Source organism: Clostridium sp. CS001 (assembly GCF_020443565.1).
GTDB lineage: Bacteria > Bacillota > Clostridia > Clostridiales > Clostridiaceae > Clostridium_AD.
In genome coordinates, this window is record NZ_JAIZZN010000002.1 from 174,199 (window position 1) to 194,156 (window position 19,958).

The following is a 19,958-nucleotide window of genomic DNA, read 5'->3' on the forward strand; positions in this document are numbered from 1 at the left end:
CTACCGAAATTTATATTGTTGTATAATTCTGAATTTGAATATATAATATAAATATTCTACAAAATATAAATGTGAGTGTTTATTGTGTTATTTATTTTTGAATAACATAATAAACACTTTTTATAACTAAGGGGGATTAAAACTATAAATTTACTTACACGTTCGGATTTTGATGGTTTAGCTTGTGGGGTACTTTTAAAAAAATTAGGAATTATAGATTCCTTCACGTTTGTTCATCCAAAAGATTTACAAGATGGATTAATTAAAGTTACAGAAAATGATGTTTTAGCTAATGTACCTTTTGTTCAAGGTTGTGGTTTATGGTTTGATCATCATTCCAGTGAACACGAGAGATTAGAATTAGGAACACAATACAAAGGTAAGAGTTGGTTAGCTCCAAGCGCTGCTAGAGTAATATATGAATACTACGGTGGATTTTGCTAGGATTTATTATGGATCCAAGAACAGGTCTTGGAAGATTTAGAGATTTTAGAATTAGCAATTATCAACTTATGGAAAATTTAATTGGCTTTTGTGGATCTATGGAAATAGATGAGGTTCTTAATTTGCCAGATGTAAAAGAAAGGAGTTCATTTTTCTTTGAGCAAAATGAACTTTTTAAAACTATGATAAATACTTATACTAAAACGGATGAAAATCTTATTATTACTGATTTAAGAGGTGTTGATAAGATTTATACTGGGAATAGATTCTTAATATACAGTATATATCCTCAGCAAAATATATCTATTTGGATTGTTGACGGAAAAAATAAACAAAATTGTTCTTTTGCTGTTGGTCACAGTATTATAAATAGAACTTCAAAAACAAATGTTGGTTCACTGATGCTGAGATATAATGGTGGTGGACATGCTAAAGTTGGTACTTGCCAAGTAGCTTATGAAGAAGCTGACAAAACTTTGTCTGAAATAATTGAAATTATAAAAAGTGATGAAAAATAGAGCCTACAGGTAGAGTAAATATAGATTTATCTATAATTTACATAAAACTAAAAAATGGATTATTAACAGAATATGATGCATTGCCGGAAAATCTTTGATGGCATATGCAGGGGTTATAGATAGTTTCTAAAAAACTATAACCAAAGAGGGAGTTATGGATTGTGATAGTAAAAGGTGGCATATATATTCTGCCGCCTTTTACTATCTTTATCTTTATTCTTATAAAACTTTCCTAAGCTGTCCTGCCTCATATTCTTTTATTAATCTATTCTTCGCAAGATCAATTACAATCAATTTAACCTTATTAGTATCAATTTTAAATACTTTTCGCTTTTGCTTTGTATCAAGAATATTTACTTATGTATATTCTATTTATTGTAAATATCTTCCTATTATTAATTTTATTTTTATTCTTTATTTGCAATGAATAGATTACAAAAGGTATATAAATTTAAAAACTAAAAGGAATTTTAAAATTAAGCGTAACAAAAATTATATGAATTTATTAAGACTTAATGGGTTATTATAACTGTAACTAAAGAAACTGGAGGTATTTAAATGTCAAAGCTATTTTCTAATTATAAACTTAAGAACATTGAACTTAAAAATAGAGTGGTAATGGCTCCAATGTGTATGGATAGTGCAGATGAACTAGGTAATGTAAACTCTTGGCACTATCTTCATTATGCCAGCAGGGCAGTTGGTGGAGTGGGACTTATTATAATAGAAGCTACTGCGGTGGAAAGTAAGGGACGAATAACAGCAATGGATCTTGGAATATGGAGTGATTCACATATTGATGGCTTTAAAAATATTGTGGAAGAATGCAAAAAACATGGAGCCAAGATGGGAATACAGCTTTCTCATGCAGGTAGAAAATGTGAGGTAACTACAGAGGAGATTATTGCTCCAAGTGATATAGCTTTTAATGAAAAGTATAAAACACCAAGAGAAATGAGCAAAAAGGACATAAAAGAAGTAATTAATGCTTTCAAAGAAGGAGCTAGAAGAGCTAAACAATCGGGTTTTGATGTTATAGAAATACATGGTGCTCATGGTTATTTAATCAACCAGTTTATGTCTCCCTTAACTAATAAAAGAGAAGATGAATATGGTGGAAGTGCAGAAAATAGGGCAAGATTTTTAAAGGAAGTTGTAAAGACAGTTAGGGAAGTATGGACAGAAGAACTTCCATTAATACTTAGGGTTTCCGCTGAAGAATATGCTGAAGGTGGAAATAATCCAGTAGACACAGCAGAAATCATAAATATAGCAAAAGATGCTGGAATTGATATGATTGATGTAAGTTCTGGAGGAGTTGTTCAAGCGCACATAGATACTTATCCAGGATATCAAATTAGCTTTGCCGAAACAATAAGAGCTATTACAAAATTGCCTGTTATAGGTGGAGGGCTAGTCACTAATTCACAATTAGCTGAAGAAATCGTGCATAATCATAGGAGTGATTTAGTGTTTTTCGGTCGTGAGCTTCTAAGAAATCCATTTTGGTCACTAAATGCAGCAAAAGAACTTCAAGAGGATATAGAATGGCCAGTTCAATATTTGAGGAGTAAGGAAGTAAGAAAGGGTGGATTCTAATTTGATATAGTGTCAAAGATACCTGTGGCTTATAATAATTTTAAAATTAAAAGGAATTTCAAAATCTTTGTAGAAAATATATTTAGGGTATCTAATTAATTTTCTAACCTTTTTTAGAATTTTAATTGGTCTAAACATATGAAGTTGCGGGGTGGATAAGAGTGGAATTTCTTAATAAATACATAAAAAAATATTGGAAGCCTTTTTTACTTGCAGTTTTTTGTTTAACTGTAGAGGCTGTATGTGACCTTTTGCAACCAACTATTATGGCTAAAATAGTTGACGTAGGTGTAAAAAATAAAGATTTAAGTTTTGTATTAAAAATGAGTTATGTAATGCTTGGGGTTACAGCACTGGGAGCCTTAGGGGCAGTTAGCCGTAACATCTTAGCAAGTATTGTATCACAAAAGTTTGGCAGCGAACTTAGATCTGATCTTTTTACCAAAGTTCAAGGCTTTTCATTTGAAAGTATAGATAAATACGACGGAGCATCTTTGCTAACAAGGCTTACTAATGATGTAACTATGGTACAAAACTTTACAAATGGTCTTATGAGGATATTTGTAAAGGCGCCTCTTTTATGCATAGGAAGTTTTATAATGGCTGTGAGGCTTAATGCTAAGATGGCAATGATTTTTGTAGTAGTAATTCCAATAGTAGTATTGCTTATAGTTATGAATATGAAGATTGGGTATCCTTTCTTTAGAAAAATTCAAAAGGCTTTAGATAATGTAAATAGTGTAATGAGAGAATACTTATCAGGAGTTAGGGTAGTTAAAGCTTTTAATAGATTTAGTTATGAAACAAATCGTTTTAAGAAGTCAAATAAAAATTTATCAGACATATCTACCAATGCAATGCGTATAATGGCTATATTTCCCCCAGGAATTACCCTTATAGTGAATTTAGGAATCGTTGCAACTATTTGGATAGGTGGAGTTAAGGTAAATAGCGGTAATATGCAAGTGGGAGAGATTATTGCCTTTATAAATTATATGACACAAATACTATTTTCCTTAATGATGATTTCTAATGTATTTACTATGTTCGTACGGGCAAAGGCATCTGCTGAGAGAATAGGTGAAGTTTTTAATGAAGAGAAAACTTTAAAAAACTTACCAGAACTTTCAGGGGCTAGTGTTACAAACTTTTTAAAAGATAATGGTAAAGATTCAGAAGTCAAAGGTAGAATAGATTTTGAAAATGTAAGTTTTTCTTATCCAGGAACTACGGGTGAACCTGTTCTTAAAAATCTTACTTTTTCCTGTTCTCAAGGAGAGACTATTGGAATTATTGGCTCTACAGGTTCTGGTAAAACCTCTATGGTGAGTTTAATTACAAGGTTTTATGATGTTAACAAGGGAAAAATAAAAATAAATAACATTGATATTAGAGATATGGATGTCAAAAATCTTAGAGAGAAAATAGCCATAGTGCCTCAGAAAATAGTGCTTTTCTCAGGAAGTATTATGGACAATATACGATGGGGAAAGGAAGCTGCAACTGTAGATGAAATAAAAGTAGCAGCAGAAGCTGCGCAGGCACATGAATTTATAAGTTTACTTCCAGAAGGTTATAACACAGTTCTTGGACAAGGTGGAGTAAACATATCTGGTGGACAAAAGCAACGAATATCTATTGCTAGGGCCTTAATTAAACAGTCAGAAATACTTATTTTAGACGATTGTACCAGTGCAGTTGATGTGACTACAGAAGCTAAAATAAGAGATGCAATAAAAACATACTCTGGGAAACTCACTTGCCTTATAATTGCCCAACGTATTACATCAGTTATCAATGCAGATAAGATATTAGTTCTTGAGAATGGAGAATTGGTTGGGAAGGGAAACCATGGAGAACTCATGGAAACTTGTGAGGTCTACAAGGATATATTTAGGTCTCAAATAGGCAAGGAGGTGGTGCAAAGTGGAAAAGAGGAATAAGAATACTGAAACTCCCATGGCAACCAACCTCGGTAGTGTAAGAGGTTTTGGCGGAAGGGGACCTATGGGAATAGTAGTAAAGCCCAAGGATTTTAAAGGCACCATTTTAAGGCTTTGGAAGTATTTTGGCGGAGAACGAAAATTGTTATTTATCATACTTATTTTTATTGTACTAAGTTCAGCTATTGGACTTGCAGTGCCATATTTAATTGGACGTGCAATAGATGCTATGACAATAAGCGGTAAGTCAGTAGACTTTGGTGTACTAAAGATAGTAGTTGTAATTTTGATCACTAGCTACGTTATTGATGGAGTAATACACTTTTTTCAAGAATGGCTTATGGCAGGGGTGGCACAGAGAATAGTTAGGAAGCTAAGGGATACTATTTTTGAAAAGCTTCAAAAACTGCCTATAGCATTTTTCGATCTTCGCACCCACGGGGAGATTATGAGTAGATTATCTAATGATATTGAAAATGTGAACACTACAATTTCACAGTCTACAATTCAATTAATGTCAGGGATAATTGTCATAATAGGATCTTTGGCAATGATGCTTTATTTAAGTCCACTGCTTACTTTAGCTAGTGTTGTAACTATACCCTTAGTATTTTTACTTACAAGAACTGTGGCTAAAAGAACTAAAGTTTTATTTAAAACACAGCAAGTAGAACTTGGTAAACTAAATGGCCATATGGAAGAAGCTATATCGGGAATTTTAGTAGTTAAAGCCTTTAATCATGAGAAGAAAGCCGTTAAAGAATTTAATGAAATAAACACGAGGCTTTGTAATGTGGGGATAAAGGCTCAAATTCTATCTGGGTATATTATGCCTTTGATGAATGTAATTAACAATATTGGATTCACGGTAGTTGCAGGTGTAGGTGGTGCACTAGCAGTTAAAGGCACCATTACCATAGGAATTATAGCTAGTTTTTTGAGTTATTCTAGGCAATTTTCAAGACCTTTAAATGATTTGGCAAATATATTTAACACTCTTCAATCTGCAATAGCTGGAGCTGAAAGAGTTTTTGAGGTTTTAGATGAAATAGAGGAACCAGGGGATACATTAGGAGCAGTAGAACTTATAAAACCGGAAGGTCATGTAGTCTTTGAAAATGTTTCCTTTGGCTACCGTGCAGATGTGCCTATACTAAAGAATGTTAGTTTTAATGCGAAGAAGGGAAGTAATATCGCACTAGTTGGGCCAACAGGAGCTGGGAAAACCACAATTGTAAATTTGCTGGCAAGATTTTATGATGTTACTGGTGGGGAAATACTAATTGATGGTGTTGATATAAGGCAGTATACAAGAGACAGCCTAAGGAAATGCTTTGGAATAGTACTTCAAGATACTTACCTTTTTGCTGGCACTATCAGAGATAATATAAGGTATGGAAGGATTGGAGCCATTGATAAGGAAGTAGAAGAAGCTGCAGTCATGGCAAATGCAGATATTTTCATTAGAAGGTTACCAAAAGGCTACGAAACAATTCTTTCTGAAAGTGGAAGTAACTTAAGCCAGGGTCAAAAACAACTTCTAGCTATTGCAAGGGCGATTTTATCTAATCCATCTATACTGATACTAGATGAGGCTACTAGCAGCGTAGATACCCGTACAGAGCTAAATATACAAGAAGCAATGTTAAAGCTGATGAGTGGAAGAACAAGTTTTATTATTGCCCATAGACTAAGCACCATTCGTGATGCGGATACTATAATGGTAATCGATAATGGAGAAATAGTAGAAAGTGGCACTCATGAGGAGCTCTTACAATGCGAGGGATTTTATTATAATATGTACATTAGGCAATTTTCAAAATCAGAAGAAGAATAAAATATTAACAGTATTTTATATCTCCAGGAAACCGAAAATAAGTATGTATGTAGTAAATAGAAAGAAGAGAATTTCCAAGTTAACCTAATTTGGAAATCCTCTTCTTTTATGTCACTATGCCTTGACTGCAAAGCGTAATTTAGCAGAACGTGCACGACTATTTACATTACATTCTTCTGATGATGGGCGAATAGGCTCTGTTGATATTTCAGAATATATCCCTTCACGTAAAAACCGTTGAAAAGATTTTTTAACACGACGGTCCTCCCCAGAATGGAATGTAAGTATAGCAACACGTCCACCCTTAGCCAGTACTCCTGGAAGTTTTTCTAAAAACTCATCTAGCACTTCAAACTCATGATTTACATTAATTCTAAGTGCTTGGAAAGTTCGCTGACAGGATTTTTTTATATCTTCATCTTTGACTTTTGGAACATATTTTAAAGCATCTCTTATGATATTACGAAGTCCAGTTGTTGTAATTATATCGATTCCGTTTTTAATGCTAGAGAGAATTGCGCGAGCTATTACTGCAGCATGAGGCTCGTCAGAATTTTCTATAAGCATATCTTCTATTTCATACAGTGTCATGTCCTTTAAAAGTTCTGCTGCAGAAATACCCGTGTTTGGGTTAAGTCTTAAGTCTAGTGGTCCTTCGGCCTTAAAGGTAAAGCCTCTTTCAGGATTGTCTATTTGCATTGAAGAAACACCTAAATCTGCCAATATAAAATTCAAAGATTCAGGTTCTTCTGTAACTTCATCTATTTTTGAAAAGTTCATTTGCTTTAGTTCTAAAATTTCACTGCCATAACCTAAACGTTCTAAACGCTCTTTGGTACGCGGAAGTTCAATAGGGTCTACATCAAGTGCATATAAACGTCCCTTTGAATCTAAACATTTAAGCATCTCTAAAGTATGACCACCATAACCTAGAGTTGCATCAAGTCCTGTTTGTCCTGGTGTAATTTGTAGTATTTCTAATATTTCTTTAACACAAATTGAAATATGCATACCGGCTGGAGTATTACCCTTTTGGATGATCTTTGCAATATCATCGGCATATTGATCTGGATTTAGTTCCTTGTATTTTTCCTTAAAATTCTTAGGGTGAGTACCTTTATATCTAGGTCGCCTTTTATGACCAGTTTCGTTCTCATTTAATATGTTATCTTCACTCATTTTATTACCTCATTTTAATAATATTTTTTTGTATTTTGTTACAAGTTATATGATATCAGATACAATTTGTTAAAGCAATATTTTGCATTGTAAGTCAAAACCCAAAATACAAAATTTTTATGTTACAATTAGATAAATACTTTAAAAAAAGAACTTAATGGAGAATATAATTTATGAAATGACAGTAACTACAGCATATAGTATAATATTTGTTATGCTATAAAAGCAGTTTAGTGGAGGAAGATAAAATATGACAAAAGAATTAGAAAAATACTACAATAAGTTTTGTGAAGATAAAAGATTGATGAGGAAGTACGGGCAAGTAGAATATATTACTTCAATGAAGTATATCCATGAGTATTTAGAGAACAACAAAAGTAAAAAAGTACTAGATGTTGGTGCGGGGACAGGTAGATATTCTGTACAACTATCAAATGAGGGATATGATGTTACTGCCATTGAACTTGTAAAGCACAATCTAGGTATTTTAAAGTCTAAGGGTAGTGCTGTAAAAGCAATGCAGGGAACAGCATTAGATTTATCAAGATTTTCTGAAAATACTTTTGATATGACTTTGGTATTTGGACCAATGTATCATCTATATAAATTTGAGGATAAAGTAAAAGTGCTGCAAGAGGCTAAAAGAGTAACAAAACCTGATGGTATTATCTTGGTTGCATATTGCATGAATGAATTTAGTGTAATAACCTATGGCTTTAAAGAAAATAATGTTCGTGCGTGTATTGATAATGGAAAGCTTACTGCTGATTTTCATGTTGTATCGGAGCCAGAGGATTTATATGATTATGTAAGAACTGAAGATATTAACAAGTTGAATATGGAGGCGAAACTAAAAAGGGTAAAATTAATTGCAGCAGATGGCCCAGCAAATTATATGCGATCTGTTATAAATGATATGGATGAAGATACATTCGGGCTTTTTCTTGATTATCATTTTTCTACCTGTGAAAGACCAGATTTGCTAGGAGCAAGTGGGCATACAGTAGATATACTAAGAAAGGAAAAAGAGGACTAAAAGATTATCTAGGTTATTTAGTAATTGGTAGAAAATATAAGATTCCCGTTACAATTAAGACTTTAAGAGTTTTAATTTGTAACGGGAAGTTATTTATCACTACTTTTTTAATATTAGTAGTTGCTGTGCTCCTCGGCTTCTGCAATAGCTTTAGTTGCATGTACTGTACCAAAAGGATGGTTAGGTGGTGCATAGATTGAATATAACTTAATAGGTTTATTACCAGTGTTAATTAAGTTATGCCATTTACCAGCAGGTATCAGAATCACAAAGTCATCATGAACATTTCTTTGGAAATCTAAGTTATTTTCACTATCTCCCATCTTAACAATACCTTCACCTTCTTCAATTCTTATAAATTGGTCAACAGTAGGATGAACCTCTAAACCTATGTCGCTGCCAACCTCTATGCTCATCAAAGTAAGTTGCAAGTGATTACCAGTCCATAAGGCTGTGCGGTAAGTATTATTTTGCTTAGTAGCATCTTCAATATTAATTACAAAGGGTTCTGGCCCATAATCCTTTAATGTAATTAAAGGATCATTATCTACTTCATTATTTAAAGGAATATACCGACTAGGATACTGGCTTAAAAGGTCAGAGTTATTGTACATCGGTATGTTAGTGTTGTACGGACATTGATGTATTTCACAGGAACTACATATGCTAGCTCTGCTATACATTTGTGTGTTATCGTAATAAGGGTATGGATACATTTCATTCACATGGATCATTCCTTTCATGGATTATAAAATTATCATATGTTCCATGTATGGAGAATGTGCATGGGTTTGCGCTTGATATTCTCCGAAAGCATCTTGTTCATAAAATGATCTTAATTGAATACCAAGTTTTTGCTTTATTGGCTATGCTGTAGATAATTTGGTGGAAGGCATCATCTAATTCTAGAAATGGACTATTCATGATTATTGAATAATAAATCATAATTATTCAATAATAAGCTTATAGCTAATTGTTAAAATATTTGATATGATGTATTATTATAGGGAAATATAGGGGAGGAGTGAACAAAAATGAACAATCTAAAGATAAAATCAAAGCTGATACTTTTTTCGATAGTAGCATTATTACTTATCAGTATGATGAGTGGAGTAGGCTATTATCATACAGCAAAGGCAAATAAGGGTATGGGGGTTATGTATACAGACAATTTATTAACAGTTCAATGGTTAAATGACAACAGAAATCAAGCAAGGGGTATACAAGGGAATTTGTATTATATACTATTAGCTATAGGATATAAGGATATACAAGATGAAAAATTAAAGGATATTGAAAATAGAGAAAAAATATTTTTAGAAAACTGGGATAATTATAAAAAAACTAATCTGGATAAATATGAAGAAGAAAGAATTTCTATTGTGGAAAGCAGTCATGCAAAACTTAAGAAAGGAAGAGATGTGGCTATTAAACTGGCCATGGACGGAAAACATAAGGAAGCCATGGAAGCAGGAACCGCTATTGAAAAGGAGCAAGAAGAATTTCAAAATGTATTAAAAGAACTGTCAGTATATAACACAGAACAAGCCAATAATTTAAACCTTCAAAATAATAAAGACTTTAATTCTGCAACAAGTCAAATACTTACAATATTTTTATTGGCCATAGCTGTTTGTATAGGGTTCACCTTAATCATCTCAAAGTCTATTTCAAATCCATTAATTTTAGCTGTAAAGCATTTGGGGCTTGTAGCTACCGGTGATTTTACTATGGATGCTTCTAAAGAGTTTAAAAAGAGAAAGGATGAAATAGGGGATATTACAAATACTATAGTTAAAATGCAAGATTCATTAAAACTTTTGATTAACAATGTAAGTGAGGAGTCTATTAGTATTAAATCAGTCGTAGATATTATTTCAGAAAATATGAGTATTTTGAATAACAATATAGAAGATGTATCTGCAACCACAGAGGAATTATCCGCAGGGATGGAAGAAACAGCAGCTTCATCGGAAGAAATGAATGCAACCGCAGATGAGATAGAAAAAGCAGTTCAGTCTATGGCAAGAAAGGCTGAAGAAGGCGCTATAGAGGCCCAAGAAATAAATAAAAGAGCAATGATTACTAAAGATAATGTTACAAAATCACAAGAAAAGGCATTGGAAATATTCTCAAAAACCAAGGATAAATTACAAATTGCTATGGAAAACTCAAAGGTAGTAGAACAAATCAATGTGCTATCTCAAGGAATTATGCAGATATCCGCGCAAACCAATCTTTTGGCATTAAATGCAGCTATTGAGGCGGCTAGAGCTGGTGAGGCTGGAAAAGGTTTTGCAGTGGTAGCTAATGAAATAAAAAATCTTGCAGAAGACTCTAAGAATACAGTGATTGAGATACAAAGAGTAACTGAAAAAGTTACTAATTCAGTTAGTGATTTATCTGCCAGTTCAAAGGAATTATTGGATTTTGTATCAGAAGATGTACAAAATGATTATAATATAATGCTAAATGTGGCAGGTAAATATAGTCAAGATGCAGAGTTTGTAAATGACCTGGTTCTGAATTTTAGTTCAACCTCGGAGGAGCTTTTGGCTTCACTTCATGAGGTAATAAAGACAATAGAACAGGTAGCTATGGCGTCTAACCAAGGTGCACAAGGTACAATAGATATTGCAGAAAAGGTATCGGATATAACCCATATATCTAATGAAATAATTGGAAAAGTAAAAAAATCCAAGACTAGTGCGGAACAATTAAATGAAGAAGTAGGTAAGTTCAAAATTTAATTGGCTATATATGAACAAGAAAAATGAATGCGTATAATGAAAGCTTTAAAAATAAGTTACTTCCCTAAATAAATTGTTCACAATTTATTCATGCTCCCCGGGAGGTTTTATGCGCGAAGCAATTTTGGTACTCCAGATATCAAGAAATCATATCTAGGTAGCTAATTTTGTTTGTAAGTAAGCGGTTAATAACTTGTCACATTGACAGCTATTAGCCGCTATTTTTAACAATATTTTAATATTGCAGCATCAAAGATGATGATTTAACCCTGCCATTTTCTAAAGTAACCACAGTGTCTCCAGAAATAATAGAAGATAAACGGTGAGATATAGACAATATTGTATGACCGTGGCTTGCTTTTTGAAGTACTGATATAAATTTTTCTTCTGTTATGGAATCGAGATTTGCAGTAACTTCGTCAAGTAGTAAAATAGGGGGATTAGTCACAATTGCTCTTGCAATAGCAAGGAGCTGTTTCTGGCCTTGTGAAAAAAGAGCATCACTGCTTACAGTTGTATTAATACCATTTTCCAAGGATAATATATAATCAGTTAGTCCCACAAAATCAAGAACGTTTTCAATTTGCTCCTTTGTAATGTTCTCATCTTTTAGACTAATTTGCTCAGCAACTGTGCCATTTGTCATATGAAAACTTTGCTCAACGTACCCAAATATTTTGCGTTTTTCGGAGTTTGGTATGGTATAAACATCAATTCCGTTTATAGTAATGCTCCCACTTGTGGGCTTTAAAAATCCCATTACCAGCTTAAATAATGTGGATTTTCCAACTCCTGTCCTACCTACAAAGCTAATTTTATCCAGTGGATTTAAATGAAGGCTAATATTTTGCAAAACATTGCTTCCTTGTTCATATTGAAATGTTACATCATTAAAAGATAGTCTTATATCTGCGCGGCTTGGAATAATCTCTCCTATATTAAGCTCATTATCTTTACAGTGGTCCTCTGGCTCACTATAAAAGTCATTCACCCTATGGATACCGGATACCGCCTGTTGTATATTTTGAAGCTCCATGCCCAGGTTTTCAATGGGTGAAAATAAGTTGGAGATTAATTCAATAGAGGCAGCAACCATACCTAGTGATATACCCAAATAATTTAGTTGTTTTGAGGATAGTATTACAATAAAGGCAATTACCAAAGCGCGAGTAAGCTGAATAATGGGAGAAAATATAGAATCATAGAAATTTACTTTCTCAATGGTTTTGTAGTTATCAAGTAAATAGGAACTATAGTTTTTTTCCATGTAACTTTCTTTGCTATAGGTTTTTATCATCTGTATATTTTTTAAGCTTTCTGAAATATGATTATTTACCTTAGAAACTAAAATTCGATTTGCAATTTGAGCAGTAAGCATTTTCTTTTGAAAAAGCCTAGTAATTGCATAAATAATAGGTAATAGCAGTAAGGTAACACTTCCAAGTTTTGAACTAAATATCCAGATAGAAGCAACGATTCCTATAATTTTAAAGAAATCAACCATCATTCCAACGATACCACTTGTGAAAAGGGAGCTTAATGCATCCACGTCATTGGTAAATCTTGAAACAACAGTGCCTGTAGCATTTGAGGAAAAGAACATAACATTTATTTTTTTTAGTTTTTGCATCATTTCAAGGCGAACTTCTCTCGTGATTTTTTGACCTAAAATTGTAAGAATAGCCTCTTTCATAAAATCGAAGACACCAATTAAAAGTAGAAACACCATGTAAGCAAGCCCCAAGAGAAGTAGTCTATCACTGCTTTTTGGAACAAGGTTATGATCCACAATATATTTGAGTATTTGAGGAGGAATTAAGCTTGCTATAACAACACCAAAAACTGCAATGACAAGAAGTATATCAAATTTTTTATTTTTTTTAACTACAGCAATAATTGATTTTTTTACTAAGTTAGTCCTCATAGTCATCACCTCCATTACATTGCAAATTAAATAGTAAGCTATAATCTGCGCAGCTTTCCATTAGTTCATTATGCGTACCATAATCTACTGTTTTGTCTTTGTGCAGAAAAATGATCTTGTCGATTGCTCTGAAAATCCTTAAGCGGTGTGATATAAGTATAATTAAAGTATCTTTATAATTATTTTTAAGATTTTTAATGATATCTTCCTCTGTCTTCATATCAACTGCAGAAAAGGGGTCATCTAAAATTATAATTTTGCTTTTATTTAAAAGAGTTCTTGCTAGGGATATTCTTGCTTGTTGACCACCACTTAGGCGAGTTCCGCTATTGCCTACTAAAGTGTTTTCACCTTGAGGCATTTCCGAAAGTTCAGTATCAAAACAGACATCTTTCAAAACGGAAGTGATGTCCTGATGGTTTCCAAGAGTAATATTATTATAAATGCTGCCAGAAAGTAGTTGAGGATTATGACCTAGGTATGAAATCATCAGACTCCGCTCATATTCAGAGTAGCTTCGAAGCTCCTTACCATCTATCTTTACACTGCCTATGTATGGATATAATCCAAGTAGTGATAGGCCAAGTGTAGATTTCCCAGAGGCAATAGAGCCAGTGATGCCTATTATGTCGCCTTGATTTCCTTCAAAACTAATATTTTCGATTATGTTTTCATTGTTTGAAGAATAACAAAAGCTGAGGTTATCTAGCAAAAGCCTTGTACTATCCTTAGTAACACAGGAAATGTTAGCCTTACTTTGGTACTCTGTAAGATAAGGTTTAATGCGTTTCCAGGATACCTGTGATTTTTGCACAGAATTAAAAAGCTTGGCAGCTTTACTTGCCTTAATTCCCATTGCGGTAAACATAATGAGATATGTAGAAAAGGTACCTACAGTCCAGCCACCATTAATTACCTTTGAAGCTCCAAGGTAAATTACCGGGACTATTCCAAGCATTGCAATAACGTTATAAATTGGTTGCATGGAATTTTCTAAGATGCTAGCTTTAATTGCTTTGTTTTGTAAATCTGTAAGTTCACTACTATACTTTGCTATGTTTTGTTCTTCCATGCCGTTTGCCCGATAGATCATAACATTTTCAATGGCATCATAAGTAATGCTTGAAAGGTTACTACTTTTAATGCGAAAGGCAACGGTGTACTTATAAATGACAGTTTTTAATTTCTCGGCAAGAGCCATGGCTACGGGAATGAAAATACTAGAAAAAATAGTTATCTTCACATCATAAACAAGCATTGCTATGAAATAAGAGGCCATGAGTACTCCGGTATCAAATATCTCTGTGGTGAATTTTCGCATACCCTCAACACAAAGGTCCACATCAGAAATAGCCCTAGTCATTAGATTACCGGTATTTTCATTATCTAACTCTTCAGTGCTTTTATGCATTATGTTATTGTATATCATAAGTCTCATGGTAGCGCTTGTACTGTTTGCAAACCGTCTTATGTAAAAACGTTTAAAGTAGCGCATTAATTGAATCATTGCAATAAATGAAACAAAAGTAATGGCTAGTATCACAACAGAGGATAGGCTATTGCCGCTTACAATGGAATCAATAAGTTTGCCTTGATAAATCGGACCAAGAATTGTTGCACTATTAAAAGTTAATCCAAATATCACAATGCATATTACAACAAACTTTTCTTTTTTCCAATAGTTAATAATTTTATCTGGTTCATTTATGGGTTTAACCGTAAGCTTTGCCATGCTAATCCAACTCTCTTTTCTTTATATTTATAAACCGTTCCACACGTTCCTTTTTGCTTTTTGTATACAGTTCACTTAGCACCTTTAGGAATATTTCTTTTTCATCTTGATTAATATCTTCAAGAAGCCATTCATAGAAAAATGACTCTACAGATGAAGTCATATTTTTAATATCAACTGCCTTTTCTGTTGTAAAAAGCCTTTTGGCACGCTTATCATTTTCATCCTGCAGGCGATATAGATATCCCTTTTTTTCAAGGTTTGCAACCATACGGGCAACAGCAGCTTTGTCAACATTTAAAAAACTGCGTAGCTTTTCTTGACTCATACCATTATTTTTACGTATGTAATGAAGACATTCATACTCGGAGGTTCCAATATTAGTACCTTTTAAGCGTAAACCTGCGTATCTCTGTGCTGCGCGACAGATTTTTGTAATATACCTTTTCGTTACATCCATAACTTTACCTCACTATTCTAGTTGATGTATCAACTAATTTAAGAATAACACAATATTGTTGATGCATCAACTAAATTATTTTCCTTAATTCATAAGCATTGTTCCAATTTATTATGGTTATTTAAAGTGTATAACAGGACTGTTAATTGATAAGGTCTTAAACACATATCCTAATTCTTTTAAGTTTTTAATTATTATAGGCAAAGCCTCCACGGTAGTTGTCTTTGGAGTTGAATCGTGAAATAAAATCACAATAGATTCCATACCTTTGGCTCCTTTTAGAACATTTTCTAAAATAACATCCTTACTTTCTGTTATTTTATCTGAATCGCCCGATGTAATATTCCAATCAATATATTGATAGCCATTTGTTATTTGTTCTTTGGTTAATTTGTTCATTAAATCGTTGCCACCATAATTATTGCTTATTGTATTGTTTGACCCACCAGGAAATCGCATAAGTGTTGGCCTTGGAATCCCAATACCTTCTAAAAAAGAGTTCAATTTTTCTACATCTTCATTATAGGCAGAAACAGATGAATATATGGTTTTATAATCATGTGAATAAGTGTGATTACCTATAATGCTTCCTTGATTTATAATGCTTTTGTATACGTCATCATAACCAGAATGCCCATTAACGAAAAATGTTGCTGAAATATCATTATCCTTTAAAATTTTGAGAATCTTGGAGGTGTTCTCTGAAGGACCATCATCGAAGGTAAGATAGGCTTCCTTTTCACCTGGCTTTATTTGATTACTAGCTATAGGCTTGCTTTCTTTGGTTTTATCTACTAATATATCAATAGTTTTATTTAAATCAGCTATTTTTATTTCTAACTCAACAATTGATAATTTAAGATTGCTAGAGGTAGTATGTAATTCTTCATTTGTAATAATTTCATTATTAAGCGTGGTTTTAAGATTTTTTATTTCTACTTTTGAATTATATAAATTTAAACTTAATATGATTAAATAAACAAAAGGAATTAATATAATAACGACTTTTTTTATAATAACCGCCCCCATAAGTAAGAAAATAATATATACTATTGGATTTTAAAGCTTGATAAAGTTATTATATTCATAAATCCTTATTTATGTTCATAAAAGTTCTAGGATAAAAAGAGTATCTAGGCAATTTAATAAATGAAGATATTCTTGATGTAGCATACGCATACATTGGTATAAAATTAAATATTCACACATATGCTATAAAATGCAGGTTAATTCAGCACAATCCTGGTGCAATGTAGGAAATGAAAATAACCTTCTAATGTAAAGCAATTATAAATGGGAGAGACCTATGGATACTGAAATCACTCAAGCCATTATAGAGTTAAATCAGGCAGAGCAAAATTTCAATTATGCAGCTCCTGAATTTATTGACATTGCAATAATATATTTATTAGCTGCTAGAAAGAAAGTTGATATGTTGTTTAATTCAAGAAAGCAAACTGGACCAATTATGGAAGATTCTGAAACAGCCAGCCCTAGATAAATCCTATCTTAGGCTGGCTGTTTCAGGTACCCTCTAGGGCAAGTCTTATTCTTCATAACAAATAATTGGAGTTCCATCTTCTATATTATCAAAAATTGTTTTAGCTAAATGTACTGGGGCATTTATGCATCCATGGCTTCCTCTTCTCTTATATATATCTCCTCCAAAAGAATATCGCCAGCTTGCATCATGTAATCCTATATTTCCGAAAAAAGGCATCCAATAAGTTACTGGAACTTCATAACCAGGCCCAGTTAATGTTGCCCCCCTTTGTTTATAATTAAGCATGTAAGTTCCAAGGACAGTAGAATACCCTTTGCTAGGATTCCCTGTTACTACAGCACCTTGTGTTATAAGCTTTCCATTTTTATAAAACCATAAATACTGTCTTGTTATATTAACTTCTACATAGGTATTGCCTATTTCATTTTCTGACCTATATAGAGCCTTCTGAGTGTATATAGGTTCCTTTTCTAATACATTGCCAAGCTTTATATTTTCTAATAGTGCTTCTGTTTCAAGCTCACGATTAATTTTCCAACCATAAAGCCCACCGCTAACTTCTACTATTTTACCCAGTGAGGTCTTGAAGTTTCTTGCTATTCCAACGGTATCATATTTCTTACCTAATTGTTTAACATATTTCATAACGGCTATTTCGCTTATCACCACTTCTAAATTTTCATCAACACTAAGCCACTCACTTATTGTATTTCCATCTAAAATTTCATTTTCACTTCCAAATTTATAAGTGATTTTTGCTCTTACATATTTATTTAGTAAATTATTGGTTTCAAGGGTTTTATAGGAACTTAAAGTGTAACTTGGATTTAAATAACAAGGGATGTTATTTAAATCTAGGTTTCTTACTCCATTTAATATGCTCATTTCTATATTTTCATATAATTTATCTTTAATTATCTTATTTCCATATACTTCTTTAATGGCTTTATAGGAACCATTTGTATATATAAAACTTACATTTTGAGGCTCTACAATATATGTATTTAAACAATTTAGTCCATTTATCTTACTTTCTAAATTATCTTTATTATAAATAAATAAATCCTCAACATAATATTTTTGATCCTTTAGTAATGCAATTATCCATTTAAAGAGATTTTGATTTAAATAAATTTTATGAATACTATTTTTTTCATTGTATTTCATTCCTATGTCTCGCCCTAGTATTTCTTCCGATTCGCCGTTTCTTTCTACTAACTGTAGCTTATAATCCTTAACATAATTTCTAATTATAGCCTCTGTATCCTCCTGTGATTTTAAAGACACATCTACACCATTTATCACTGTATTGAAAAAGGAATGATTAGAAAAGTATAAGGAAATAAATAAATAGACTAATAAGATTGAAGCTATGAAAATAATAACATTTCCAGTACTATTACTTTTAAAAAGCTTTTTTATATAAGCATTCTTCATATCAATTTATACCTTTCGTCAAAAATTTAAACATTATAACTAGTTTATAATATGTTTGCATTTTCGATTTTAAAACTTAATATGTAGATAAGTTGTTTGTACTTTCAATATCAATAGTTACATAGCCTTCTTTAATAATTTCTCAGTGAATAATAGTCCTATAATGGACTATAGAAAGTCTAAAATTTCAATTGCATCCTTTATTGTCTTCTCCATAGCCTCTTTTCCATAGTCATCAACTAACTTTCTATCTTTAGCATCGTGAGTTAAGCAGGCGGCACCGCCTATACAACCATCGTTGCAGGCCATACCTTCAATAAAGTTTTCTTTTAAAACACCTTTGCTGACTTTTAACAAGGCAATTCTACATTCTTCAATACCGCTACAGGCAGTAGGGAAGACTTTAAAAGTTGTTACCTCTTGTTCTTTTAAGGCTTCGGCCACGGCATCGGACAGGCCACCACTTCTTGCAAAAATCCTTCCAAAGTAAGAGGCGTTATCTAGCACATCATCGGGTAAATCTGAAAGTGTAATGTCTCTACTATCAAATAGTGCTTGAAGCTCTTCAAAGGTTAACACCACATCTACATATTGTTTAACGGTTTCTTTTTTAGCTTCAGCTTTCTTTGCGGTACACGGACCAATAAATATCACTTTACTGTCTGGGTGAATCCTCTTAATGTATGTTGCTAGTTCAACCATTGGCGATAGATTATGAGAGATATGCTCCTTTAAGGTTGGAAAGTTTTTTTCAATGTAGGATACAAAAGCAGGGCAACAAGAACTAGTTAAGAATCCTTTTTCTACAAGCTCTTTAGCTTCTTTGTGAGCTACCATATCCGCACCGAGGGCAGCCTCTACGACATTGTAAAAACCTAGCTGTTTAAGTCCAGAAACTACTTGACCTATCTTAGCACTTTTAAATTGACCGGTAATAGATGGAGCAATAATTGCATAAACTTTTGTATCGCATTTTTTATCACGAAGAAGTTTTATAGCATCTAATATATAGGATTTATCCATAACAGCACCAAATGGACATTGATAAACACAAGCACCACAGGCAATACATTTGGACTCATCGATATGAGCTTTTTTATGTTCATCCATAGAAATAGCATTAGCTTTACAGGCATTTTCACATGGACGAACGTTTTTTATAATAGCACTATATTGGCAAGCATTTAAACACTTTCCACAATTAACACATTTCTTGTGATCTATAACTGCTTTATGAAGAACAAATGAGATAGCACCTCTTGGGCAAGCATTTTCGCATCTATGGGCGATACAGCCTCTGCAAGAAGGGCCAACAGAAAATTGAGTAACAGGGCACTCATCACAAGCAATATCTAAAACCTCAATTACATTGGGGTTATTTTTATTTCCACCCATGGCAAGCTTTACACGCTCATTCAAAATCGCACGTTCTTTATAAATGCAACAACGCATAGTAGCATCAGGGCCAGGTACGATTTTCTCAGGTATACTTAGTATCCCAGTTTGTAAATTATCCTCAAAAGCAAGTTTTGCAACTTCTTTTAATACCTCATATTTAAGCTCTTGAACATTAGTATCAAATAATCTCATGGTTG

At 32.8% G+C, this 19,958-nt stretch carries 14 protein-coding genes and 1 pseudogene; 7 read left to right on the plus strand and 8 right to left on the minus strand.

Going from position 1 to position 19,958, the window contains the following annotated elements:
* Positions 1-144 precede the first annotated feature (144 nt).
* From LGK97_RS02570 to LGK97_RS02585, 4 genes and pseudogenes are all read left to right on the plus strand, one after another.
* Positions 145-962 (plus strand): annotated as a pseudogene (locus LGK97_RS02570) (exopolyphosphatase).
* Between the two features lie 558 nt (positions 963-1,520).
* On the plus strand, positions 1,521-2,561 hold the full coding sequence (gene namA / locus LGK97_RS02575; RefSeq protein WP_226258169.1) for an NADPH dehydrogenase NamA: 1,041 nt from the start codon (positions 1,521-1,523) through the stop codon (positions 2,559-2,561).
* Between the two features lie 161 nt (positions 2,562-2,722).
* A complete protein-coding gene (locus LGK97_RS02580; RefSeq protein WP_226258170.1) occupies positions 2,723-4,504 on the plus strand; it encodes an ABC transporter ATP-binding protein in 1,782 nt (593 codons plus the stop codon).
* A 16-nt stretch (positions 4,505-4,520) separates the two neighbouring features.
* Complete coding sequence (locus LGK97_RS02585; RefSeq protein ID WP_226258226.1) at positions 4,521-6,341, plus strand: ABC transporter ATP-binding protein; 1,821 nt, start codon at positions 4,521-4,523, stop codon at positions 6,339-6,341.
* Positions 6,342-6,455: 114 nt separating this feature from the next.
* On the opposite strand, the gene rsmH is transcribed toward LGK97_RS02585, so the two are convergent.
* Positions 6,456-7,520 carry a 16S rRNA (cytosine(1402)-N(4))-methyltransferase RsmH gene (gene rsmH / locus LGK97_RS02590; RefSeq protein WP_226258171.1) on the minus strand — a complete coding sequence of 355 codons (1,065 nt, stop codon included), beginning with the start codon at positions 7,518-7,520 and terminating at the stop codon, positions 6,456-6,458.
* A gap of 250 nt (positions 7,521-7,770) precedes the next feature.
* Here rsmH and LGK97_RS02595 point away from each other — a divergent pair, with 250 nt between their 5' ends.
* A complete protein-coding gene (locus LGK97_RS02595) occupies positions 7,771-8,556 on the plus strand; it encodes a class I SAM-dependent methyltransferase (protein WP_226258172.1) in 786 nt (261 codons plus the stop codon).
* A gap of 113 nt (positions 8,557-8,669) precedes the next feature.
* Here the strand turns inward: LGK97_RS02595 and LGK97_RS02600 are convergent, their stop codons facing one another.
* Entirely contained in the window at positions 8,670-9,290 is a 621-nt protein-coding gene (locus LGK97_RS02600; protein WP_226258173.1) for a cupin domain-containing protein, read from the minus strand.
* A gap of 300 nt (positions 9,291-9,590) precedes the next feature.
* Here LGK97_RS02600 and LGK97_RS02605 point away from each other — a divergent pair, with 300 nt between their 5' ends.
* Entirely contained in the window at positions 9,591-11,306 is a 1,716-nt protein-coding gene (locus tag LGK97_RS02605) for a methyl-accepting chemotaxis protein (RefSeq protein ID WP_226258174.1), read from the plus strand.
* Between the two features lie 235 nt (positions 11,307-11,541).
* Here LGK97_RS02605 and LGK97_RS02610 read toward each other — a convergent pair whose 3' ends face one another.
* From LGK97_RS02610 to LGK97_RS02625, 4 genes are all read right to left on the minus strand, one after another.
* Complete coding sequence (locus tag LGK97_RS02610; RefSeq protein ID WP_226258175.1) at positions 11,542-13,230, minus strand: ABC transporter ATP-binding protein; 1,689 nt, start codon at positions 13,228-13,230, stop codon at positions 11,542-11,544.
* On the minus strand, positions 13,220-14,962 hold the full coding sequence (locus LGK97_RS02615) for an ABC transporter ATP-binding protein (RefSeq protein WP_226258176.1): 1,743 nt from the start codon (positions 14,960-14,962) through the stop codon (positions 13,220-13,222). The genes LGK97_RS02610 and LGK97_RS02615 overlap by 11 nt, the downstream gene beginning before the upstream one ends.
* 1 nt (position 14,963) lies before the next feature.
* Entirely contained in the window at positions 14,964-15,422 is a 459-nt protein-coding gene (locus LGK97_RS02620) for a MarR family winged helix-turn-helix transcriptional regulator (RefSeq protein WP_226258177.1), read from the minus strand.
* A 117-nt stretch (positions 15,423-15,539) separates the two neighbouring features.
* Complete coding sequence (locus LGK97_RS02625) at positions 15,540-16,451, minus strand: polysaccharide deacetylase family protein (protein WP_226258178.1); 912 nt, start codon at positions 16,449-16,451, stop codon at positions 15,540-15,542.
* Positions 16,452-16,728: 277 nt separating this feature from the next.
* Here LGK97_RS02625 and LGK97_RS02630 point away from each other — a divergent pair, with 277 nt between their 5' ends.
* Positions 16,729-16,923: a hypothetical protein gene (locus LGK97_RS02630; RefSeq protein WP_226258179.1), complete on the plus strand. Its 195-nt coding sequence runs from the start codon at positions 16,729-16,731 to the stop codon at positions 16,921-16,923.
* Between the two features lie 45 nt (positions 16,924-16,968).
* Here LGK97_RS02630 and LGK97_RS02635 read toward each other — a convergent pair whose 3' ends face one another.
* Both LGK97_RS02635 and LGK97_RS02640 read right to left on the minus strand, forming a co-directional pair.
* A complete protein-coding gene (locus tag LGK97_RS02635; RefSeq protein WP_226258180.1) occupies positions 16,969-18,363 on the minus strand; it encodes a L,D-transpeptidase family protein in 1,395 nt (464 codons plus the stop codon).
* A gap of 168 nt (positions 18,364-18,531) precedes the next feature.
* Positions 18,532-19,953 (minus strand): 4Fe-4S dicluster domain-containing protein, encoded by a 1,422-nt coding sequence (locus tag LGK97_RS02640; RefSeq protein ID WP_226258181.1) that lies wholly within the window; start codon positions 19,951-19,953, stop codon positions 18,532-18,534.
* Between the last annotated feature and the right edge of the window lie 5 nt (positions 19,954-19,958).